Origin of the sequence: Thermodesulfovibrio yellowstonii DSM 11347 (assembly GCF_000020985.1) — a bacterium.
Taxonomy (GTDB): domain Bacteria; phylum Nitrospirota; class Thermodesulfovibrionia; order Thermodesulfovibrionales; family Thermodesulfovibrionaceae; genus Thermodesulfovibrio; species Thermodesulfovibrio yellowstonii.
Window position 1 is genome coordinate 1 of sequence record NC_011296.1, and the last position, 22,252, is coordinate 22,252.

At 33.7% G+C, this 22,252-nt stretch carries 20 protein-coding genes; 18 read left to right on the forward strand and 2 right to left on the reverse strand.

Features of this window, described 5'->3' with window-relative positions; all coding sequences use genetic code 11:
- Window positions 1–13: 13 nt before the first annotated feature.
- The 9 genes from THEYE_RS00005 to dsrP all read left to right on the forward strand — a co-directional run bounded on the left by THEYE_RS00005 (window position 14) and on the right by dsrP (window position 8,437).
- Window positions 14–1,387, forward strand: a complete 1,374-nt coding sequence (locus THEYE_RS00005) for a cobyrinic acid a,c-diamide synthase CobB (protein ID WP_012545628.1) — start codon at window positions 14–16, stop codon at window positions 1,385–1,387.
- On the forward strand, window positions 1,380–2,354 hold the full coding sequence (locus THEYE_RS00010; RefSeq protein WP_012546340.1) for a DVU0298 family protein: 975 nt from the start codon (window positions 1,380–1,382) through the stop codon (window positions 2,352–2,354). The genes THEYE_RS00005 and THEYE_RS00010 overlap by 8 nt, the downstream gene beginning before the upstream one ends.
- Window positions 2,355–2,494: 140 nt before the next feature.
- Complete coding sequence (locus tag THEYE_RS00015) at window positions 2,495–2,830, forward strand: TusE/DsrC/DsvC family sulfur relay protein (protein WP_012546467.1); 336 nt, start codon at window positions 2,495–2,497, stop codon at window positions 2,828–2,830.
- 81 nt (window positions 2,831–2,911) lie between these two features.
- The gene (locus THEYE_RS00020; RefSeq protein ID WP_012546412.1) at window positions 2,912–3,430 is read left to right on the forward strand and encodes an RsbRD N-terminal domain-containing protein; all 519 of its coding nucleotides are present in this window, start codon (window positions 2,912–2,914) and stop codon (window positions 3,428–3,430) included.
- A gap of 25 nt (window positions 3,431–3,455) precedes the next feature.
- The gene (gene dsrM / locus THEYE_RS00025; RefSeq protein ID WP_012544992.1) at window positions 3,456–4,445 is read left to right on the forward strand and encodes a sulfate reduction electron transfer complex DsrMKJOP subunit DsrM; all 990 of its coding nucleotides are present in this window, start codon (window positions 3,456–3,458) and stop codon (window positions 4,443–4,445) included.
- Window positions 4,446–4,449: 4 nt separating this feature from the next.
- A complete protein-coding gene (gene dsrK / locus THEYE_RS00030) occupies window positions 4,450–6,063 on the forward strand; it encodes a sulfate reduction electron transfer complex DsrMKJOP subunit DsrK (RefSeq protein WP_012546048.1) in 1,614 nt (537 codons plus the stop codon).
- A gap of 1 nt (window position 6,064) precedes the next feature.
- Complete coding sequence (gene dsrJ / locus THEYE_RS00035) at window positions 6,065–6,466, forward strand: sulfate reduction electron transfer complex DsrMKJOP subunit DsrJ (RefSeq protein ID WP_012546711.1); 402 nt, start codon at window positions 6,065–6,067, stop codon at window positions 6,464–6,466.
- The gene (gene dsrO, locus THEYE_RS00040) at window positions 6,463–7,233 is read left to right on the forward strand and encodes a sulfate reduction electron transfer complex DsrMKJOP subunit DsrO (RefSeq protein ID WP_012546852.1); all 771 of its coding nucleotides are present in this window, start codon (window positions 6,463–6,465) and stop codon (window positions 7,231–7,233) included. The genes dsrJ and dsrO overlap by 4 nt, the downstream gene beginning before the upstream one ends.
- A gap of 13 nt (window positions 7,234–7,246) precedes the next feature.
- Window positions 7,247–8,437, forward strand: coding sequence for a sulfate reduction electron transfer complex DsrMKJOP subunit DsrP (gene dsrP / locus THEYE_RS00045; protein WP_012545494.1), 1,191 nt, complete (start codon window positions 7,247–7,249; stop codon window positions 8,435–8,437).
- A 106-nt stretch (window positions 8,438–8,543) separates the two neighbouring features.
- Here dsrP and THEYE_RS00050 read toward each other — a convergent pair whose 3' ends face one another.
- Window positions 8,544–10,190 (reverse strand): CTP synthase, encoded by a 1,647-nt coding sequence (locus THEYE_RS00050; protein ID WP_012546318.1) that lies wholly within the window; start codon window positions 10,188–10,190, stop codon window positions 8,544–8,546.
- A complete protein-coding gene (gene kdsB / locus THEYE_RS00055; RefSeq protein ID WP_012545187.1) occupies window positions 10,169–10,936 on the reverse strand; it encodes a 3-deoxy-manno-octulosonate cytidylyltransferase in 768 nt (255 codons plus the stop codon). The genes THEYE_RS00050 and kdsB overlap by 22 nt, the downstream gene beginning before the upstream one ends.
- 32 nt (window positions 10,937–10,968) lie before the next feature.
- Here kdsB and lnt point away from each other — a divergent pair, with 32 nt between their 5' ends.
- The 9 genes from lnt (at window position 10,969) to trpC (ending at window position 22,233) form a co-directional block, all read left to right on the forward strand.
- Window positions 10,969–12,558 (forward strand): apolipoprotein N-acyltransferase, encoded by a 1,590-nt coding sequence (gene lnt / locus THEYE_RS00060; protein WP_012545206.1) that lies wholly within the window; start codon window positions 10,969–10,971, stop codon window positions 12,556–12,558.
- Window positions 12,537–13,650 (forward strand): peptide chain release factor 2 gene (gene prfB, locus THEYE_RS00065; RefSeq protein WP_338065295.1). Its coding sequence is split into 2 segments (ribosomal slippage): window positions 12,537–12,611 and window positions 12,613–13,650, totalling 1,113 coding nucleotides; the frame shifts between segments, so codons are not numbered across the junction. Before lnt ends, prfB begins: the two co-directional genes overlap by 22 nt.
- A gap of 334 nt (window positions 13,651–13,984) precedes the next feature.
- On the forward strand, window positions 13,985–15,301 hold the full coding sequence (gene dnaA, locus THEYE_RS00070; protein WP_012545093.1) for a chromosomal replication initiator protein DnaA: 1,317 nt from the start codon (window positions 13,985–13,987) through the stop codon (window positions 15,299–15,301).
- A 23-nt stretch (window positions 15,302–15,324) separates the two neighbouring features.
- Window positions 15,325–16,431: a DNA polymerase III subunit beta gene (gene dnaN / locus THEYE_RS00075; RefSeq protein ID WP_012546822.1), complete on the forward strand. Its 1,107-nt coding sequence runs from the start codon at window positions 15,325–15,327 to the stop codon at window positions 16,429–16,431.
- A gap of 43 nt (window positions 16,432–16,474) precedes the next feature.
- Window positions 16,475–18,715 carry a DNA topoisomerase (ATP-hydrolyzing) subunit B gene (gyrB, locus tag THEYE_RS00080; protein WP_028842096.1) on the forward strand — a complete coding sequence of 747 codons (2,241 nt, stop codon included), beginning with the start codon at window positions 16,475–16,477 and terminating at the stop codon, window positions 18,713–18,715.
- A gap of 8 nt (window positions 18,716–18,723) precedes the next feature.
- The gene (gene serS, locus THEYE_RS00085; protein WP_012545752.1) at window positions 18,724–19,998 is read left to right on the forward strand and encodes a serine--tRNA ligase; all 1,275 of its coding nucleotides are present in this window, start codon (window positions 18,724–18,726) and stop codon (window positions 19,996–19,998) included.
- Window positions 19,995–21,182 (forward strand): hypothetical protein, encoded by a 1,188-nt coding sequence (locus tag THEYE_RS00090; protein WP_012546619.1) that lies wholly within the window; start codon window positions 19,995–19,997, stop codon window positions 21,180–21,182. The genes serS and THEYE_RS00090 overlap by 4 nt, the downstream gene beginning before the upstream one ends.
- A complete protein-coding gene (locus THEYE_RS00095) occupies window positions 21,179–21,445 on the forward strand; it encodes an EscU/YscU/HrcU family type III secretion system export apparatus switch protein (protein ID WP_012545507.1) in 267 nt (88 codons plus the stop codon). Before THEYE_RS00090 ends, THEYE_RS00095 begins: the two co-directional genes overlap by 4 nt.
- The gene (gene trpC / locus THEYE_RS00100) at window positions 21,442–22,233 is read left to right on the forward strand and encodes an indole-3-glycerol phosphate synthase TrpC (RefSeq protein ID WP_012545376.1); all 792 of its coding nucleotides are present in this window, start codon (window positions 21,442–21,444) and stop codon (window positions 22,231–22,233) included. Before THEYE_RS00095 ends, trpC begins: the two co-directional genes overlap by 4 nt.
- Window positions 22,234–22,252 lie beyond the last annotated feature (19 nt).

The following is a 22,252-nucleotide window of genomic DNA, read 5'->3' on the forward strand; positions in this document are numbered from 1 at the left end:
AGGCTTCTGTCAAATGTATCCCCGAGTTCTTATAGCAGGTGTTCGTGGTGGAGCAGGAAAAACAACTGTTACACTCGCAGTTATTTCAATTCTCAGAAAAAAGGGGCTGAAGGTTTTTACTTTTAAAAAAGGACCTGACTATATTGACAGTGGTTGGTTAAGTCTTTTTTCAGGAAATCCCTGTTATAATCTTGACACATTCATGATACCTCCTAACAAAATTCTTGAATCATTCACAGAAAGAGCAAAAGGAGATGTCTCTGTAATAGAAGGAAACAGAGGACTCTTTGATGGGCTTGATACAGAAGGCTCTGTAAGTTCTGCTGAACTTGCTAAGCTTTTAAAATGTCCAGTAATTTTAGTAGTTGACTGCACAAAAATAACCCGTTCAGTAGCTGCATTGATTAATGGGTTTATCACATTTGATAAAGAGGTTCAGATAAAAGGTGTCGTATTAAATCAAGTTGCCAATCCAAGACATGAAAAAATAATAAAAGAATCAATAAAGAAATACTGCTCTGTTGAAGTAGTCGGATCAATACCAAGATTTAAGGATTTAAAAATGCCTGAAAGACATATGGGGCTTTTACCCTATCAAGAACATGAAATGCAAAAAGAAGCAGAAGATTTCATAAACAGGGTCTCTGAATATTTAGATAAAGAAAAAATCTGGCAGATAGCAAAAAATGCTCAGGATATATCTGATATTCAGAAAAGTAATAAATTTAATATAAATGATGCTGGAATTAAAATCGGCGTTATAAGAGACAGAGTATTTCAGTTTTACTATGAAGAAAATCTTGAAGAATTAAAAAAATATGGGATGAAGCTCGTTTTCATTAATTCTCTTGAGGATAAAGCTCTTCCAGAAGTTGATACCTTATATATAGGAGGCGGTTTTCCTGAGACTAATGTTAAATTTCTTTGTAATAATCTTCCATTAATGAAAGACATAAAAGAAAAAGCAGAAAAAGGACTTCCCATATATGCTGAATGCGGTGGATTAATGTATTTATGTAAAAGCCTAATTACAGATGAAGGAGAATTCCCCATGGTGGGGGTCTTTCCATTTAGACTAAAGATGTTTAAAAAACCTCAGGCACATGGATATGTCATAGCTAAGGTAAATAGTAATAATCCTTTTTATGAAGAAGGAGTGGAGCTAAAAGGGCATGAGTTTCACTATTCAAAGGTGATAGACTATAATACTTTGCCTCACATGAGCTTTATTATGATGAGGGGCGAGGGAATCATAGAAAAAATGGACGGTGCCTGTTATAAAAATACACTTGGCACTTATGTTCATATTCATGCTCTTGGCTGTGATGATTGGGTAAAAGGTATCTTAAAAAGAGCTAAAATCTATAAGGAGTCAAAAAATGCCTAAAAGAGAATTGCCCACCTGTCTTTTTTGTGGAAGAGCAATAAATCCTCCTCAGGAAACTTTTACAGAAATAGGAGACGTAATATATGGGAAATGCGCCTGTGGTGCAATTTATGTATGCGAACCAACAGGTCATAATCAAGGAGATGCTCTGGTTGATGCCATGCTTCTTGCCTCTCCTGAAGGAATTGATAATGTTGAATTGGGAGTAAATTTTGAATTAAGAGAAAGAGACTATGACTTGAGAACTCATCAGTATGTTTATATGAAAACTTCACGTTTTAATGGAAGACTTTTTTTTATTAAAGCATTGACTGGAGGATTAAAGTCCGCTGTTCATGAAAAAATTAATATCAATAAAAAGGACTTTATATCCCTTCTTGAAAACTTAGATTTTGAAACAATTGAAAAAGCATCTTTACAAAATAAAAATATATTTGGATGGCTAATTTCTCTTTCTTATGATAAAGACAATCCCCTTTCATGGAAAGCAATAGAAGCAATGGGGCATGTAGCAAAAGCACATGTTTCTGCTCAAGATATAGAACCTCTCAGAAATACTATTAGAAAGCTTCTATGGTCAATGACCGATGAATCAGGTGGAATTGGATGGAGAGCTGCTGAGCTAATAGGCGAAATAATATATGCAGAGCCTTCACTTTTCAGTGATATAATACCAATACTGTGGTCACAAAGAGAGGAAGGAAGCTTTCTTGAAAGCGTTCTAAGAAGCATGATCAAACTTTCCAATAAAATCAATCTCAGTGATTATATAAAAATTAATAAAGAAGAATTAGAAAATCTTCTAATTCATGAAAATGATGAAATCAAGGCTCTTGCAGCAATTCTGATTAGCAAAATTAAAAGTCATATTCCTATTCCTGAGGATATTAAAAATATAATTTTATCAGTTTATACCAGAGGCAACATAATAAAACTTAAAACCTCTAAGGCTGAAAAATTTTTATAAAATTATAAACTAAATTTATTTGACTTTAAAACTCATTATACTTTAAAGTTGTTTTACTTTTTAAAATGCAAATATAACTTGAAGTTCTTTTTCTAAAGAAGTTAAAATATTTGCAAAAAAAACTAAAAGGAGGTTGGAAAATGCCTTACATTGAATTTAAGGGAAAGCAAATTGAGCTTGATGAGGATGGTTACATTCAGAATCTTGATGATTGGACACCAGAGCTTGCAGAGTATATGGCACAGCAAGATGGGCTTACATTAACTGAACAACATTGGGAAGTTATTAACTTCTTAAGAGACTATTATCAAAAATATCAAATTGCACCAATGATTAAAATTCTTGTTAAAGAAATGGCAAAGATGTTTGGACCTGACAAGGGTAATACAAAATATCTCTATGGATTATTCCCAGACGGACCAGCAAAGCAAGCCTGTAGATACGCTGGTCTTCCAAAACCAACAGGATGCGTATAATTTCTTTTATAAAGGGGCAGGAAACTGCCCCTTTTTTTCTACCGAAAGGGGGGATAACAAAACTAATTACAGGAGAAGGAGATGCCTATTAAAGACCTCCTTTCAAAAAAAAGGAAGGCAATAGTTAACAAATCCTTTGAATTAACCATAGCTACTTATCCTGAGGAAAGTCAGAGTTTTTTAAAAGACAGTTCAAGACAGTTTACTAATCCTATTGGATACAATCTTTATCAATCAATTGAACAGATAGTAGAAAAAATAATCAATGAAGAACCTATTGAAAGCTTTCTTCCTCCCTTAGAGGAAATCATTAAAATAAGAGCAGTTCAAGATTTTACTCCATCTCAGGCAGTAGGATTTATATTTCTTATCAAAAAAGCTTTTCAGGATGAACTTGAAAAGGAGATAGAACCGTTTCAAATATTGGATTTTCTCTCAAGAATAGATTCTCTCTCACTTATAGCTTTTGACATATTCATGAAGTACAGAGAAAAAATCTACGACCTGAAATCAAAGGAACTTATAGACAGAACATGGTGGATTTTAAAAAAATGGAACATTGTTTCAGAGATTCCAGACAAAACAGTACAAACCAAATAAAAATTAAAAAGTGAGGTAGGGTGAGATGGGTATAGGATTAGCTTTTATAATTGTTTTAGGTTTAATCCTTTTTGCCTACATAGGTACAGAACTTTTAGGCTTAAAAAGCCTATTCGCTGTTGTTTTCCCTTATGCAGCCCTGATTGTTTTCTTGATAGGCTTTATTCGCAGGATGGTTAAGTGGGGTAAATCTCCAGTTCCATTCAGGATACCAACAACAGCAGGACAGCAGTTTTCACTTCCATGGATTAAGTACAGCAAAATTGACAACCCGGCTACAGGCTGGGGGGCGGCTTTAAGAATGTTTTTTGAAATTGCCTTTTTCAGATCTCTTTTTAGAAACACTAAAGCTGAGATAATGAATGGAAAACTCTATGTTGGTTCAAACAAATGGCTATGGATTGGAGCTTTAGCCTTTCACTATTCATTTCTTATTATACTTGTCAGACACCTGAGATTTTTCATGGCGCAGACTCCATGGTGCATATCTGTTGTTGACTCTGTAGATTCCTTCTGGCAGATAGGTCTTCCAATGGTCTATATGACTGATATAATTATCGGTGCGGCTCTTCTATATCTTCTTGGAAGAAGAATTTTCAATCCTCAAGTTAAATACATTTCTCTTCCATCAGATTATTTCCCTTTATTCCTAATTATTGGCATAATAGCCACAGGTGTAATGATGAGATATTTTGCAAGAGTTGATATTACAGCAATAAAAGAACTCACCTTAGGACTTGCATATCTCAAACCATCAGTTCCTGAAGGAATAGGAAGCCTCTTTTACATTCATCTTTTCCTTGTAAGCGTCCTTTTTGCATATTTCCCATTTAGTAAACTTATGCACATGGGTGGAGTGTTCTTAAGTCCGACAAGAAATCTTGCAAATAACAACCGAATGGAAAGACATGTGAATCCATGGGATTATCCGGTTAAACATCGTCATTATGAAGAATATGAAGATGAATTTAGAGAAAAAATGAAAAAAGCTGGAATACCAGTAGAAAAGGAGTGAGACCATGGGACTTCCAAGACCAGAAGAATTAATTTCAAATGTTAATTTAAAGAAGATGCCATCCAAATGGTGGATGGATACTTTGCCAGTTGAATTTAAGCCTGGCTTTTACTGTTATGGTGCAAAGGGTAAAAATTTAGAGTATGTAAACTTCCCCAATGCAAGAGATTTTCATGTTACTGATGAAGACTGGAAACTTCCAGAAGACTGGAAGAAAATTGTCATTGAGGGAATTAAACAGAGGCTTGAGAGATTTAGAACCTTCCATGTATTCATGGATATCTGTGTTCGTTGCGGTGCCTGTGCTGATAAGTGCCACTTCTTCATAGGAACAGGGGATCCAAAAAATATGCCTGTTCTTAGAGCAGAACTTTTAAGGTCCGTGTACAGAAAATATTTCACCTCTGGCGGAAAGTTATTTGGAAGAAATGGCGGAGCAAGAGACCTTGATATTGATGTTTTAAAGGAACTCTGGTATTACTTCTACCAGTGTACAGAATGCAGGCGTTGTTCTCTTTTCTGCCCCTACGGAATTGACACAGCAGAGATAACAATAATAGCAAGAGAACTGCTTAATCTTCTTGGGTTAAATACTGACTGGATATCAGGACCGGTTGCCAACTGTTACAGAACAGGTAACCATCTTGGAATAGAGCCTCATACAATGAAATCTACTCTTGAATTTATGTGTAATGATATTGAAGAGATTACTGGTATCAAAATTGAGCCCCCAATAAATAAAAAAGGTGCTGAAATTCTCTTTATAACCCCTTCAGGAGACCTTTTTGCAGACCCAGGAATATACAATGCCATGGGCTACATGATGCTTTTCCATGAACTCGGGCTTGACTACACATGGAGCACCTTTGCCTCAGAAGGTGGAAACTTCGGTTTCTTTACATCAATGGAGATGGCAAAAAGACTCCATTCTAAGATCTATGAAGAGGCAAAAAGACTGAAGGTTAAATGGATACTTGGTGGAGAATGCGGACACATGTGGAGAGTATGGCATCAGTATCATAATACATGGTATGGTCCTGTAGATTTTCTTGAAGAACCCGTGTCTCCAATTACAGGGACAAAGTTTGAAAATGCAAAATCAAATAAAATTGTCCACATAAGCGAATTTACAGCAGATTTAATAAAACACGGTGTTTTAAAATTTGACAAATCAAGAAATGACAACCTTATAGTAACCTTCCATGATTCCTGTAACCCCTCTCGTGGTATGGGAATTTTTGAAGAACCAAGATATATTATTAAAAATGTATGCAATCACTTTTATGAAATGCCTGATGAAACAATAAGAGAACAAACATTCTGCTGCGGGGGTGGTTCTGGATTAAACGCCGGTGAGATTATGGAACTAAGAATGAGAGGAGGCTTCCCCAGAGCCAATGCAGTAAGATATGTTCATGAAAAATTCGGCGTAAACATGCTTGCAAATATATGTGCAATTGACAGAGCAACGCTACCACCACTTATGGATTACTGGGTACCAGGAGTTAGAGTATCAGGAGTTACAGAACTTGTAGCCAATGCAATGATAATGAAGGGAGAAAAAGAAAGAACAATGAACTTAAGGATGGAGCCACTACCAGGAAAGGAGGAAGAGTAAAATGTATGATGGATGGAAAATAATTCTTGGCTTAGTAGTTTTTGTAATAATCGTAACGCTGCCTTTTACAATGAGTATAGGAAAAACTTATGTGCAGCCTAAACCAAGTATTGATACTCCTGAAATCCAAAAAATGGAAAAGAAACAATGTATTGAATCAAAACAGTATATGCGCGAAGCTCACATCAAGCTTCTCTATTCCTGGAAAGATTATGCTACAAGAGAAGGTAAAAGAGTTTATATAGCATCAGACGGCAAACAATACAATATAAGCCTTCAGAATACCTGTATGAAATGCCATTCTAACAAGGAAAAATTCTGTGATGAATGCCACAACTATGTGAGTGTTAAGCCCTATTGCTGGGATTGCCATATTGAGCCTAAGGTGGGAGGGTTAAAATGATAAGTAGAAGAGATTTTCTAAAGATAACAGCCTTCACTTCTTTGCTCGGCTTGGGTGGTGCATTTACTATTAATGCATTAGAAAAAGAGTCAGGGCAGAAAGTATTACAAGATATTAAAGCAATGAAGGGTAAGAGATGGGCAATGGTGATTGATACAAGGAAATTTAAAACTGAACAAGACTTTGAAAAAGTCATCAAAGCCTGTCATAAAGCTCACAATGTTCCTGAAATTATCAATCCTCTTCACGAAGTAAAATGGATATGGACTGATGATTATGAGCATTCCTTTGCTGGGACAGCAGAAGAATATATATCAGAAGAGATCAAACATAGAAAATTTCTACTTCTTTGCAATCATTGTGATAACGCACCCTGCGTAAGAGTTTGCCCTGTTAAGGCAACATTCAAAAGAGCTGATGGTATTACAATGCAAGATATGCATCGTTGCATAGGTTGTAAATTTTGCATGGCTGGATGTCCTTATGGTGCAAGAAACTATAACTTTCTGCCACCAAGAGACTATATCAAAGAATTAAATCCTGAATATCCAACAAGAACAATCGGCGTTGTTGAAAAATGCACATTCTGTAATGAAAGAATAGATAAAGGTCTTCTTCCATATTGCGTAGAGGCTTCAGAGGGGAAAATAGTATTCGGGGATTTATTTGACACTAAATCTGAAATCAGAAAAGTTCTTTCTGAAAATATAGTTATTCGCAGAAAAGTTGAACTTGGCACACAACCAATGGTTTTCTACATAATTTAACGGGAGGTAAGAGATGCTTGATTTAGCGTTAAAAGGCAAACCAAGATACTGGATTTGGGTATCCTTTTTAATAACAATGATACTTATTGGATTTATATGCTGGATGAGAGAACATCACATCGGCGCAGCTTTTACAACAGGATTAAGCAGAGATGTAACATGGGGATTTCATGTTGGACAATTAACCTTTTTTGTTGGTGTTGCTGCTTCTGCTGTACTTGTTGTTCTCCCATACTATTTTCATAACTATAAAACCTTCGGAAGACTGGCTGTAATTGGCGAGTTTCTTGCTGTTGGATGTGTTTTGATAGCCATGCTATCTGTTTTTGTTATCATGGGACAGCCTTCTCGTGTATGGAATGTCTTACTTCATGCTACACCTCATTCAATTATCTTCTGGGATATGGTGGTTCTTATAACTTATTTATCTTTAAATTTACTCTGTGGATGGACAGTTCTTCATGCTGAGAAAAAAAGCGCTCCACCGCCAAAATGGATCAAACCATTTATATATTGGGCAATTCTGTGGGCGCCCTCAATCCATACAGTAACAGCCTTTCTATATGCCGGTTTACCTGGAAGACCTCACTGGATGACAGCCCTTCAGGCAGCTCACTTTCTTGCCACCGCCTTTGCAGCAGGACCTTCATTGCTCATAATTCTTAGCATGATAATAAGAAAAGTCTCCAAGTTTGACCCAGGGCAGCAGGCAATCAACAAGCTTGCAGAGATAGCAACCTATGCATTAATAATTCATCTGTTCTTCATCGGGCTTGAATTCTTTACAGCATTCTACAGTCAGATACCTGATCACATGAAATCATTGATATATCTATATTACGGACTTGAAGGACACGAAAAACTTGTTCCATGGATGGCTATATCAACACTACTTGCATTTGTTGGATTGATTATTTTCATATTTCCGCCTCTTAGAAAATGGAATGTAACCAAATTGATTGCTGCTGTTTGCATATTTTTCTCAATATGGATGGATAAGGGATTTGCATTTGTAGTAAGCGGTTTTATTCCAAATCCATTTGACAGAGTAACAGAAGCATGGATTGCTTTAAATGAATTTCTTGTTGCTGCTGGCGTATGGTCAGTAGGTGCACTTGTCATAACTGTTCTTTACAAAATTGCTATTACAGTAAAAGAAAAGTCAGTTTTTGACAAATACGGGCAGAAACAGATTGTTGATTAAAAAAATTATTGGTTATAACTAATAGAGAAGCGGGAGACATTCTCGCTTCTCTATTTATTCTTCTCGTAAATTTTCTCTATTCTTGATGCCACTTTTTATTGGTTCACTAAAAATTAAAAAGAGAAGGCTTTTCCTTTAAAGATGCTCTTATGAATTCTCTGAATAAAGGATGAGGTTTAAAAGGCTTTGATTTAAATTCTGGATGAAACTGACATCCTAAAAACCACGGATGTTCCTTTAATTCAACTATCTCTACAAGTTGTCCATCAGGAGAAGTGCCGCTAAAAACAACGCCTTTTTCTTCAAGAATGGGAATGTATTTATTGTTAAATTCATATCTATGTCTGTGTCTTTCTGAAATTTCTTTTGTTTTGTAAGCTTCATATGCTTTTGTCCCTTCTTTAAGCATGCACGGATATGCGCCCAATCTCATTGTGCCACCCTTTTGAGATTCTATTGTTCTAATTTCATATCTGCCTGTTCTTGGATTAAACCATCTTTCCATAAGATAAATAACAGGATGTTCTGTGTCAGGATCAAATTCTGTAGAATGTGCATTAAGTTTTGCAAGATTTCTACTTAACTCTATAACTGCACACTGCATTCCAAGACATATTCCAAAGAAGGGAATTTTATTTTCTCGTGCATATCTTATTGCTTCAATTTTACCTTCAATTCCACGGCTTCCAAATCCTCCAGGAATCAAAATACCATGAGCGTCACTGAGATATATTTTTGCTCCGTCCTTTTCTATGTCCTCTGAATTTACCCATAATATGTTAACCTTAGAGTTATTAGCTATTCCTCCATGTATTAAAGCTTCATTAAGACTCTTGTAGGAATCCCTTAAACCAACATATTTACCCACCACAGCAATATTAACCTCAGTTTTTGGATTTTTAATCTTGTTTACTACTTCTTCCCATGCTGATAAATCCTCTAATCTATGCGGCAGAGAAAGTTTCTTTTCAATAAGAAGGTCAAGCCCTTCATTTTTGAAATTGAGGGGAACTTCATAAACTGTCTCTACATCGTGAGCAGAGATTACAGCATCAAAGTCAAGATTGCAGTGTAAGGCAATTTTTTTCTTAAGTCCATAAGGAATAGGTCTGTCTGCCCTGCATAGTAAAATATCAGGCTGGATTCCAATTGCTCTTAAACTATTTACACTGTGCTGAGTTGGTTTAGTTTTAAGTTCACCCGCACTCTTGATGTATGGTACAAGTGTTAAATGAATATAAAGAACATTTTCTCGTCCAACATCATATCTGAGTTGCCTAATTCCTTCAAGAAAAGGAAGTCCTTCAATATCTCCAACTGTGCCTCCAACTTCAACAATCACAATATCATATTCATTATCTCCTGCAGCAGATTTAATTGCTTCTTTTATTTCATCAGTAACATGAGGTATAACTTGCACAGTATGTCCAAGATAATCACCTCTTCTTTCTTTAGAAATAACATTAAAATAAATTTTTCCAGATGTATAATTATTAACGTGAGAGGTAGTTAAATGGGTAAATCTTTCATAATGCCCCAAATCCAAATCTGTTTCACATCCATCGTCAGTTACATAGACTTCGCCATGTTCAAAGGGACTTAATGTTCCAGGGTCAACATTTATATATGGATCAAGTTTCTGTATTGTTACTTTAAAACCCTTTGCTTCAAGAAGTGCACCTATGGCAGCAGCTGCTATCCCTTTTCCTAAGGCTGATACAACACCTCCTGTTATGAATATGTATTTAGGCATTTTTCTGCTACCTCCAAATCTTCTGGGGTATCTATTCCAAAGGAATCATATTCGGTTAAACCAACTTTAATTTTTATTCCATTTTCAAGTGCTCTTAATTGTTCAAGAGATTCTATTTCTTCAAGCCTTGACATAGGGAGTCCTACAAAATTTTTAAGAATTCTTACATTATAACCATAAATTCCAATATGCTTATACATAAAGTTATTCTTAGAAAAACCTTTTATGAACTTTTCTCTGTCAAAAGGAATAGGACTACGTGAAAAATAAAGAGCATATCCATTTTTATCAAATACTACCTTAACAATGTTAGGATTGAAAAAATCATCTTCTTTTTCAATACGCTTTGCAAGCGTACCTATTGAGTCATTTTCATTTTTCATTAAATCTATTAATTGATCAATCATCTCTTTTTTAATGAGAGGTTCGTCTCCTTGAAGATTTATTACAATTGAGCTTTCTTGTAAATTATATCCTTCCTGTAATAATTTATCAACTGCTTCAGCAATTCTATCTGTTCCTGAAGGATGTTTAGAGGATGTCATTATAGCTTTACCGCCAAAGGATTCTACAGTGTGTAAAATTCTACTGTCATCAGTAGCTACAAAAACTTCATCTATCATTTTAGAAGATTTAGCCCTCTCATACACATGCTGAATAATGGGTTTATTTTTTAAGAAAGCAAGAGGTTTTCCAGGGAATCTTGTTGAACCATATCTTGCAGGGATTACACATATAGTAACCATAACATTAATAATTATGATAACATAAATATCTAATGCTTTGGCCAGATTTTATAGAAGAAACAAAAACTTATCTGATTAATGGACTAAAAAAATATTTTTTGGTAGCATTATCAGCTTTTGCTTTAATCTTAAGTTTTCCACCTTTTGACCTTTATTTTCTTGCATGGTTTTGTCTTTTACCATTTTTTTTCTTCCTATATAAAACCACCGATTACAAAACTATTTTTAAAGGTGGTTTAATTTTTGGTTTTCTATATTTTTTAGGAAATGTTTACTGGATATATCATTCCCTCTATTATTATGGCTCTGTTCCTCTGATTTTAAGCTATTTTATTGTTGCCCTTTTGGCTTTATATCTTGCATTATATCCTGCATTTTTTGCATTGATATATAAAAATTTATTTAAAAATATGCTTCCAACCTCATTTTATGCTCCTTTTATATGGGTTAGTCTTGAGGTTTTAAGAAACTATCTTTTTACAGGATTTCCTTGGGCAATTATAGGTTACACCCAATATAAATTTTTAATAATTGCACAACTTGCTGATATTACAGGAATTTATGGTATTTCTTATCTTGTTATTTTATTTAACTGTTTTATCTTTGATTTGTTAATCTTTAAGAAAAATAAAATCAGATATCCTCTTTTATCATATATACCTACTGTTATAAGCATAATTCTTGTTTTTTTAGTTTTTCTTCTAACTATAGGGTATGGAATAAAAAGATTTTATGAACCAATTAATGGAAAAATCTTTAGAGTTGCTGTAATTCAAGGAAGCATACCTCAAAATGAGAAGTGGGATTTTAATAAAATAAATGAAATTTTAAATATTTATAAAAATCTTACACATCAAGCTAAAACCTACAATCCTCAATTAGTTGTCTGGCCCGAAACAGCAGTTCCTTTTATCTTTGAAAAAAATAAATATTTTAGTTCGGAATTAGTAAACTTTGTTAAAGAGCAGAATATATATTTACTTTTTGGGAGTATAATGGAAAGACAGCAGGATAAATACACAAACAGTGCTGTTTTAATTGATCCAAATGGTATTATGGCTTATTATTATGATAAAATACATTTAGTACCTTTTGGTGAGTATGTTCCATTAAGAAAAATTTTATTTTTTATTGATAAATTAACAGTAGGTATTGGAGATTACCAAGCTGGTAATGGTTACAATATAGCAACCACCCCCTTTGGAAATTTTGCAACTTTAATCTGTTATGAAAGTATATTCCCTGGGCAGGTAAGAAAATTTTATCAGAAAGGTGGAAGTTTTATTGTAAACATTACAAATGATGGGTGGTTTGGAACTACATCAGGACCTTATCAGCATTTTTCAATGGCTGTGTTTAGAGCCATTGAAAATAGAAAACCTTTGATAAGAGCTGCTAATTCTGGGATTTCAGGTTTTATAGATAGTAAGGGAAGAATTATAAGCAAAACAAAACTATTTGAAAGAGTTTATTTAGTTGAAGATATTCACGGAAATGATAAAGTAAGTTTTTATACAAAATATGGTGATATATTTGCTTATGTCTGTATAATTTTTTCGTTAATATTTATAATTGGAAATATAAAATTTGGAGGTAAAAAATGGTTACATCTGAGGATTTAAAAATTTATTTAAAAGAAATTAAAGAAAAAATTTTCTCTTTAAGAGGTTGTCTTTGAAATAGAGAAGCTTAAAAATAGATTAGACGATCTGGATAAAGAACTTCAGAAAGAGGAAGTCTGGAATGATTTAGAAAAGATAAAAAAAATTCAGCAGGAAAAAAATAAACTTTTAGAAATAGTTGAACCTGTTGAAAACATTACTAATCGTTTTTCATATATTGAGGAAGCTTTGGTTATTGCAGAAACAGAAGAAGATGGATACTTACTTTTAAAAGATTTAGAAGAGGAAGTAGAAAATATAAAATCACAAATTGAACATCTTGAAATAAAGCTTTTACTAAAAGGAGAGCACGATAAAAATAATGCTATAGTGTCAATTCATCCAGGAGCAGGTGGCACAGAAAGTCAGGATTGGGCTGAGATACTCATGCGTATGTATTTAAGATGGGCTGAAAAAAAAGGTTTTAAAGTTGAAATTGTTGATTTACAATTAGGCGAAGAAGCAGGAATTAAAGATGTTACTTTTACAGTTGAAGGTCAATATGCCTATGGATATTTAAAATGTGAATCCGGTGTTCATAGACTTGTAAGAGTTTCACCTTTTGATGCAAATAAAAGGAGACATACTTCTTTTGCTGCTGTGTCTGTTTTGCCTGAAATAGAAGATAATATTCAAGTTGAAATAAAAGATGAAGATATAAGAGTTGATACTTTTAGAGCTTCAGGAGCAGGTGGTCAACATGTAAATAAAGTTTCATCTGCTGTAAGAATTGTTCATATTCCAACAGGTATTATTGTTACTTGTCAGACTGAAAGATCTCAACATAGAAATAGAGAAATTGCAATGAAAATTTTGAGATCAAAAATTTATGCCCTTTTACAAAAGGAACAAGAAGACAAGATTAAATCTATTACAGGTAATAAAAAGGAAATAGCATGGGGAAGTCAGATAAGGTCATACATTCTTCATCCTTATAGGTTAATAAAAGACCATAGAACTGATATTGAAGTTTATAATGTTGAAGATGTTTTGGATGGTAATATAGATATTTTTATTGAGACGTATCTTAAAAAGTTTGCTTCAATTTCTTAATTTTTAATTTTTTGTTATAGAAGTAGTTATAGGGGATGCTTTTTGTGTTTAAATCTGTTTTTTATGCTTTTTTTATGAGTGCTTTGAGTGTTGAAAAAGTAAGTTATTTTGTTCACAGATTTAACAAGTTTGAATTGAAATTATTTTATAAATGATTAAAATGTTAATAACTTTGAAGTTTTAAACAATTTATTGCTCAGTTTGTTAATTATAGGATATAATGAAAAAGTTTAAAATTAACGCTATATCTATAAGCCTTTGAATTTTAAGTCTTTTTAATTTAACAGGCTTTTAACATAGAAGTTTTTAACAAGTGTTAAAAAGTTGTTGAAAAATGAATGAAATAAATAAAATCTGGCAAAAAATTTTAGAGATTATATTAGAGAAAGTGGGAGAATCAACTTTTGAATTATGGTTTTCTCCTATAAAGCTTTTAGATATAAAAAATTCTGAGGCTTTTATTGAAGTTCCAAATAGATTTTTTAAGGATTGGATAGAAGATAATTTCCCTTCAATAATCAGTGACTCATTTTATCAAATTACAGGCAGTCAAGTGGAAGTTAAATATATCATCACAGGTAAGGAACATGAAACAGGCTTAATTGAAGAAAAAAAACAGGTAATAAAAAAAGGTAACCTGAATCCAAAGTATACTTTTGATACTTTTGTTGTAGGTCCGTCAAATCAGTTTGCACATGCAGCCTCCTTTAGAGTAGCTGAAAATCCGGGATTTGCTTATAATCCTCTTTTTATATATGGAGGAGTCGGACTTGGTAAAACCCATCTTATAACAGCTATAGGAAATTATATTTTAGATAAAAAACCTGAAATGAATGTTTGTTATATCTCTTCAGAACAATTCACAGGAGAATTTGTTTCTGCAATAAGACATGAAAAAATGCCTGAATTCAGAAATAAATATAGAACAGTAGATGTATTTTTAGTAGATGATATTCAATTTATTGCAGGGAAGGATTCAACACAGGAAGAGTTCTTTCATACATTCAATGAGCTTTATAGTAAACAGAAACAGATAGTCATATCAAGTGATAGACCGCCAATGGAAATTTCAGATATTACTGACAGACTTCGTTCAAGATTTGGGATGGGGCTTATAGCAGATATTCAACCACCAGAAATAGAAACACGGCTTGCGATTTTATATAAGAAAGCAGATATGGAAGGTGTTAAATTACCAGAAGATGTAGCATATTTTATAGCCTCAAGAGTGAAATCAAATGTAAGAGAGCTTGAAGGCTCTTTAATCAAGCTTTGTGCATATACTTCTCTTACAAAAGTACCAATAAGTATGGATGTAGCAAAATATGTGCTAAGAGATTTACTTCCTGATGAAAATAAGCCAATTACAATTGAATTAATCCAGAAAGCCGTATGTGAGGCTGTAGGGCTTAAGATTCAGGATATTAAATCAAAAAAAAGAACAAAGGAAATATCAAATGCAAGAAAATTAGCCATGTATATAACAAAAAAACTTACGAATCTTTCTCTTGCAGAAATAGGTAATGCATTCGGTGGCAAGGATCATGCAACAGTTATATATGCTTGCAAACAGGTTGAAAAAGAGAAGGAAAAGGATGAATCTATAAGTAGACTAATAGATAGCATAATAAAAAAAGTTACAGGACAATAAAGAAATTTTAAGGAGGCAAAACTATGCATTTAAAACTGAAAAAACAAAAAATACAGGAAAGTCTTTCAAAAATTCAAAATATTGTTGAAAAAAAGAGCATAATGCCTGTATTAAATCATTTTCTAATGGATGTTACAGAGAATGCTGTATTTATTTTAGCCACAGACCTGGAAACAGCAGTAAAACAACCACTTGAAGCAGAAGTGCTTGAGATAGGCAAAGCATGCATTCCTGCAAGAAAATTTTATGAAATTGTAAAAGAATTAGATGAAGATATAGAAATAATGCTTTTAGAACAGTGGATTAAAATTCAGTCTGGAAGGTCAAATTTCAGACTTGCCAGCCTTGATCCTTCTGAATTTCCTGTATGGCCACAGATTGGAGACGCTACACAAATTAATTTATCAAGAGATTTTCTTCTTACAGCAATAGAGAAAACAATTTATGCTTCAGGCGAAGCTGATGCGAGATATGTTTTAAATGGACTTCTTTTTCAAATAAAAGAGCCTGCAGAATTTAATGTGGTTGGTACAGATGGACACAGGCTTGCTCATTTTAAGGCAACGGTTGAAGACATAAGTTCAATAGAAGGAGAAAAAAAAGTTATTCTTTCAAAAAAATCTTTAAATGAACTTAGAAAATTTCTATCTGATACGGAAACAGTTTCTATTCATATTGGTAAAACACATGTTATGTGCGAAATTGACGGGATAAACTTTCTTACCCGAATGATAGAGGGTAATTATCCAGACTATGAAACAGTAATACCAAGACATAATGATAAAATCGCTATTGTTGATAAAAATTCGTTAATAGCTTCATTAAAAAGAGTTTCTGTTTTAAGCAGAGAACGACAGAATGCTGTAAAAACAGAATGGGATAAAGATTTACTCATCATATCTTCATCAGACCCTGAAATTGGTGAGGCAAGAGATGAATTGACCGTTGATTATCAGGGTGAACCTTTTATTATCGGATTTAATGCAAGATATCTAATAGAGGCTCTTGAAAGAATTACATCAGATAAGGCAAAAATCACTATGAGCGAGCCAGATAAAGCTGTATATATAACAGATGGAGAGGCTGCCTCCTTTGTCTATGAATGTGTTGTTATGCCATTGAGGCTTTAATATTTTGAACAAAAAGGATTTTGTAAAAATCGTAGGAGGTAAGGTGAATAAAGAAGAGAGCTATAAAGCAGAACATATAAAGATTCTTAAAGGACTTGAAGGAGTAAGAACCCGCCCTGCAATGTATATTGGTTCAACAGGGGTTGAAGGACTTCATCATCTTGTTTATGAAGTGGTTGACAACAGTGTAGATGAGGCACTTGCAGGATTTTGCAATAAAATTGAAGTAAGGTTACATACAGATGGTAGTTGCTCTGTTATTGATAATGGTAGAGGCATTCCTACAGAAATTCATCCAGATGATCCTGAAAAAAGGACAGCTCTTGAGATTGTTCTTACAGAACTTCATGCAGGAGGAAAGTTTGAATCAAAGGCATATAAAGTATCAGGTGGACTTCATGGAGTAGGATTGAGTGTTGTTAATGCTCTTTCTGAATGGCTTGAGGTTGAGGTGCAAAGAGATGGTAAAGTAGTAAGACAAAAATATTGTCGTGGTATTCCAGTTACAGGGGTTGAGGTTATTGGACAAACAGAAAAGACAGGCACAAAGATAAAATTTAAAGCTGATCCAGAAATATTTGAAGTTACAGAGTTTTCAAGAGAAATTCTCGCCCACAGATTTAAAGAGTTATCCTATTTAAATAGAGGATTAAAGATCATTCTTATTGATGAACGTGATGGCTATGTGGAAGAGTTTATAAAAGAAGGCGGCATAGTTTCTTTTGTAGAAGATTTAAATAAAGGGAAAAAGCCTTTACATCCTAAGCCCATATATATTACAGGGCAAAAAGATAGAGTTATTGTTGAAATAGCTATCCAGTATAATGAAGGTTATTCAGAAGAAATTCTTACTTTTGTTAATAATATTAATACTAAAGAAGGTGGAACACATTTAGTAGGTTTTAAATCTGCTCTTACGAGAACAATAAATAGTTATGCAATGCTAAATGGACTTTTAAAAGAAGGAAAAGAATCACTTTCTGGTGAAGATGTAAGAGAAGGGATTGTTGGTGTAATAAGTGTAAAGATTCCTGAGCCTCAGTTTGAGGGGCAAACAAAAATGAAACTTGGTAACAGCGAGGTAAAGGGAATTGTAGAGACTATACTTAATGAGAAGCTTAGTAGATGGCTTGAAGAAAATCCTAATTATGCTAAAAGAATTATTGAAAAAGCAAAAGATGCGGCAAGAGCTCGTGAGGCAGCAAAAAAAGCAAAGGAATTGACACGAAGAAAGGGTATTCTTGAAGATACCACCTTACCCGGTAAGCTTGCTGACTGTACGGAAAAAGACCCTTCTCATGCTGAACTTTTCATTGTTGAGGGAGACAGTGCAGGTGGTTCTGCTAAACAAGCAAGGGACAGACGCAGTCAGGCTGTGCTACCTTTAAGAGGAAAGATTTTAAATGTAGAAAAGGCAAGAATAGACAAGATGTTGACATCTGAAGAGATAAAAACTCTCATTACAGCAATAGGGGGCGGCATTGGTAAGGAACATTTTGAACCTGAAAATGTCAGATATCATAAAATAATTCTTATGACAGATGCAGATGTAGATGGTGCGCATATAAGAACTCTTCTTTTAACGTTTTTTTACAGACAGATGCTTCCTTTAATTGAAAAAGGTTACCTCTACATAGCCCAGCCACCTCTTTACAGAATAAAAAGGGGTAAATGGGAGAGATATATACAGACAGAAGATGAATTTCATGAATTTCTTATGGATATTGCAGTTGATGAAATATCATTTATTGAAGAATCAGAATTGAGCACAAAAAAAAGTTTTTTGAAACTACTTTTTGAGTATGGAAGAATTCTTGAAAATTTTGAAAGAAAGGGATTTTCTCCATTTTATATAGAAAACATACTTGAAACACTGCAATTTCAACAAGATAATCAGATTGTTGATTTAAGGGATTTTGAAACCCTTCAAAATATATTTGAAAAAATTAAATTAATTCAGGGAATAAGAGAAGATAAAAACTACATTATTCGGATAAAAACTGAAGCAGTAAAAACAAAATCTCTTTGGGAACTTTACAATAAAGTTATGGATGCTGTAAAAAAAGGACTTACAATACAAAGGTACAAGGGACTTGGTGAAATGAATCCTGAGCAGTTATGGGAAACAACTATGGATCCTGAGAAAAGAACATTACTCCAGGTTACAGTTGAGGATGCTCAAAGAGCAAATGAGATATTTACGATACTTATGGGAGATGAAGTAGAGCCAAGAAAGGAATTTATTGTAAGGCATGCCCTTGAGGTGAGAAATCTTGATATATAAGAGCAAACATGCTTGATATAAAATTTGTAAGAGCAAATCCTGAAAAACTAAAGGAAGCTTTAGACAAGAGAGGCTATCAGATAGACTTTGAAGAGTTTCTCTCTCTTGAAAGAGAAAGACTTTTGCTTTTAAGAGAGATTGAGCAAAAAAGAGCGATAAGAAACTCTGTTTCCCAAGAAATTGCCCACCTTAAAAAGTTAAAGAGTGACAATGAAACAATAGATAAACTTATAGCTGAAATGCGTAAACTTGGAGAAGAATTAGGCTCTATTGAGCAAAAACTACGGGAAATAGAAGATAAGGTTCAAAACTTCTTGCTTTTTCTCCCAAATATCCCTCATGATTCTGTCCCTCTTGGTAAAGATGAAAATGAGAATGTAGAGATAAGACGTTGGGGTGAACCCTCTCATTTTGATTTTGAGCCAATGAATCATTGGGATATAGGAGAGATTCTTGGAATAATAGATTTTGAGCGGGCAAGTAAAATTGCGGGAAGTAGATTTGCCATAATGAAAGGTATGGGAGCCCGACTTGAGAGAGCACTTATAAACTTTATGCTTGATCTGCACACACAGAAGGGATATATTGAGGTATTACCGCCAATTTTGGTAAATAAGGTTTCTATGACAGGGACAGGACAATTGCCTAAATTTGAAGAGGACCTCTTTAAAATAGTAGACCCAGAATTTTATTTAATTCCTACTGCAGAAGTTCCCGTAACAAATATTCACAGAGAAGAGATTCTCTCTGAAGATGAGTTGCCAATTTATTATGTATCTTATACTCCTTGCTTTCGTAAAGAAGCTGGATCACATGGCAAGGATGTAAGGGGACTCATTAGGCAGCATCAGTTTAATAAGGTTGAGCTTGTAAAATTTGTAAAACCTGAAGACTCCTATGAAGAACTTGAGTCTCTTACAAGGGATGCGGAAGAAGTTCTAAAGATGCTTGGGCTTCCCTATAGAGTAGTTGCTTTATGCACCGGAGATTTAGGATTTGCTTCAGCAAAAACCTATGATATTGAAGTATGGCTTCCAGGACAGGGTAGATACAGAGAGATTTCTTCTTGTTCCAATTTTGAAGACTTTCAGGCAAGAAGAGCTAATATAAGATTTCGTAGAAGAGATAAAAAAGGAACAGAGTTTGTCCACACATTAAACGGTTCAGGACTTGCCATTGGTAGAACATTGGTGGCAATTCTTGAAAACTATCAACAAAAAGACGGTTCTGTAATAGTGCCTGAAGTTTTAAGACCCTATATGGGTATAGATGTAATAAGATGATTCAGCCTATAATTGACTCTTCAGGCGTAATTCATATATTTAAAGGCAAACAGGCAGAGCCTATCAAGCTTGTAGTTGGTGAGATTCTAGCCGCAGAGATAATGGACATATTCCCCACTGGAACAATGCAACTAAAAATTAACAATAGAATAATAAATGCTCAGCCTCAGAGAGAATTGCCCTTAAACAAGGGAGACACTGTGATGGTAAAGGTAGAAAAGCCTCTTGAAGAGGGTATAATTCCTTTGAGAGTTTTATCTGCTTCTGAAGCCAAAGAGGTTCAGAAAGCCATGATACAGGCTGAAACTGAAATATCGGATCAAATCTTTAAATTAATTGAATCACTCTTTTCTAATAATCCGAACTCAATAAAAGAAACAAAACAACAAATGGATATAATTAAAACAATTTTTTCTTTTCCAACGGAAAAGCTTTCTGAAACACAAAAGACGGTGCTTATGAATAAAATAATTGATGTAATTTTTTCACAGCAGGATACATCAGAAAATCTTCATGAATTAATAAAGCTTCTTGAACAAAATGATTTTCCAAAAGAGCAGATTTCTCAGCTAAAAAATCTAATTATTACAACTCATGAGGAAATAACTCCTGAGAAATTAAAGCAAACTTTATTAAATTCTGGAGTATCCTTTGAAGCAAAAATGAAGCAGGCTCTTTTTGATTCTGTTAAAATTGAGCAGATTAAGGAAGACTTAAAAGTTATTCTTAATCAAATTATAAAGGAAGCAAAATCACAGAGTATTGAAGAAGTAGCCCTTAAGGCAGAGCAACTTTTAAGGCAAATAGATGGATATCAGATTCTTTCCAAAACCTATCAAAGCTTTTTTACCTTTTTACCTCTTTTATGGCAGGATATAGAAGGAGGTAATATAGCGTATAAATCTTTTAAAAGAGAGGGGAAGGAATATCACACAGTTTTTGTCACCCTTAATTTTAAAGAAGAATATCTTTCTTTTATTGTAACAATGATAAACAAAAGCTTTTTTATTAGCTTTTCAGGTCAACCTGAAATACTTAGTTGCCTTAAGGATAAAGAGGCAATATTAAGAGAGAGATTTCAAGATAAAGGAATGCTCCTTAGTGGAATAAACTATGTTTCAAAAACTGAAGAACTAATTAAACAGTGGAACATTAAAGAAGGCAGTGTGAGTTTAACAGTATGACAGATAGCAAAAAGGCAGTTGCATTAAAATACGAAGCAGAGAAGGATGCAGCTCCGAAGGTTGTTGCAAAAGGTAGGGGTTTTATAGCTCAGAAGATAATTGAACTGGCAAGGCAGCATGGAGTTCCTATGAAAGAAGATGAGGCTTTAGTGGAGGTTCTTTCAAAGCTTGATATTTATGAAGAGATTCCTGTGGAATTGTATAAGGCTGTAGCAGAAATTCTTGTTTTTGTATATCAAGTCAAAGGCAGGATAAAAGGATGAATATATTACAGAGGATAGTGGAAAGAAAAAAGTTAAGAATTACGGAACAGAAAAAAGTTTTATCCTTTGAAGATATTAAAAAAAAGGCTTTGGCTTTTGGGAATAAGTCTGATTATCTGTTTTATAAAAAAATAAAAAGACTTCCCCATGAACCGATAAAACTTATTGCAGAAATAAAAAAAGCATCTCCTCTAAAGGGTATATTGAAAGAATATGATATAGAGGAAATGGCAAATATTTATGTATCCTCAGGTGCAGATGCAATTTCAGTTATAACCGAGGAAGATTTCTTTCTTGGAAACCCTCAATTTCTGGTGACTATTAAAAAAAATCATCCTCATATTCCGGTTTTAAGAAAAGATTTTATTTTTGATGAATACCAGGTCTATGAATCAAAATTGCTACATTCAGATGCAATTCTTTTAATTGCAAGCATTTTAACTAAGGAACAATGTAAAACTTTATATGAACTTACAAAGAGCCTTGGCATGGATGTTTTATTTGAGATTCATGATGAGGAAGATTTAGATAAATCATTGTTTGCTGGCGCTGATATAATAGGAATAAATAATAGAAATCTTAAGACTCTTCAGATTGACATTAACACAACTTTCAAACTTAAAAAATTAATTCCTGAAGGCAAGGTCATTGTTAGCGAAAGTGGGATTTCTGGAAAATCACATGTTCAGGAGCTTATTAAGCAAGGAGTAGATGCTATTTTAGTAGGGACATCAATTGTTTTAAGCGATAATCCTGCTGAAAAGATAAAAGAACTCAAATTTAGTTAATGTTGTTGCCATACAAACT

What these genes read in the sequence shown, in the direction of transcription:
- THEYE_RS00005 (WP_012545628.1), top strand. Translation starts at nt 14, where the DNA reads ATGTATCCCCGAGTTCTTATAGCAGGTGTTCGTGGTGGAGCAGGAAAA.
- THEYE_RS00010 (WP_012546340.1), top strand. Translation starts at nt 1,380, where the DNA reads ATGCCTAAAAGAGAATTGCCCACCTGTCTTTTTTGTGGAAGAGCAATA.
- THEYE_RS00015 (WP_012546467.1), top strand. Translation starts at nt 2,495, where the DNA reads ATGCCTTACATTGAATTTAAGGGAAAGCAAATTGAGCTTGATGAGGAT.
- THEYE_RS00020 (WP_012546412.1), top strand. Translation starts at nt 2,912, where the DNA reads ATGCCTATTAAAGACCTCCTTTCAAAAAAAAGGAAGGCAATAGTTAAC.
- dsrM (WP_012544992.1), top strand. Translation starts at nt 3,456, where the DNA reads ATGGGTATAGGATTAGCTTTTATAATTGTTTTAGGTTTAATCCTTTTT.
- dsrK (WP_012546048.1), top strand. Translation starts at nt 4,450, where the DNA reads ATGGGACTTCCAAGACCAGAAGAATTAATTTCAAATGTTAATTTAAAG.
- dsrJ (WP_012546711.1), top strand. Translation starts at nt 6,065, where the DNA reads ATGTATGATGGATGGAAAATAATTCTTGGCTTAGTAGTTTTTGTAATA.
- dsrO (WP_012546852.1), top strand. Translation starts at nt 6,463, where the DNA reads ATGATAAGTAGAAGAGATTTTCTAAAGATAACAGCCTTCACTTCTTTG.
- dsrP (WP_012545494.1), top strand. Translation starts at nt 7,247, where the DNA reads ATGCTTGATTTAGCGTTAAAAGGCAAACCAAGATACTGGATTTGGGTA.
- THEYE_RS00050 (WP_012546318.1), bottom strand. Translation starts at nt 10,190, where the DNA reads ATGCCTAAATACATATTCATAACAGGAGGTGTTGTATCAGCCTTAGGA.
- kdsB (WP_012545187.1), bottom strand. Translation starts at nt 10,936, where the DNA reads ATGGTTACTATATGTGTAATCCCTGCAAGATATGGTTCAACAAGATTC.
- lnt (WP_012545206.1), top strand. Translation starts at nt 10,969, where the DNA reads ATGCTTTGGCCAGATTTTATAGAAGAAACAAAAACTTATCTGATTAAT.
- dnaA (WP_012545093.1), top strand. Translation starts at nt 13,985, where the DNA reads ATGAATGAAATAAATAAAATCTGGCAAAAAATTTTAGAGATTATATTA.
- dnaN (WP_012546822.1), top strand. Translation starts at nt 15,325, where the DNA reads ATGCATTTAAAACTGAAAAAACAAAAAATACAGGAAAGTCTTTCAAAA.
- serS (WP_012545752.1), top strand. Translation starts at nt 18,724, where the DNA reads ATGCTTGATATAAAATTTGTAAGAGCAAATCCTGAAAAACTAAAGGAA.
- THEYE_RS00090 (WP_012546619.1), top strand. Translation starts at nt 19,995, where the DNA reads ATGATTCAGCCTATAATTGACTCTTCAGGCGTAATTCATATATTTAAA.
- THEYE_RS00095 (WP_012545507.1), top strand. Translation starts at nt 21,179, where the DNA reads ATGACAGATAGCAAAAAGGCAGTTGCATTAAAATACGAAGCAGAGAAG.
- trpC (WP_012545376.1), top strand. Translation starts at nt 21,442, where the DNA reads ATGAATATATTACAGAGGATAGTGGAAAGAAAAAAGTTAAGAATTACG.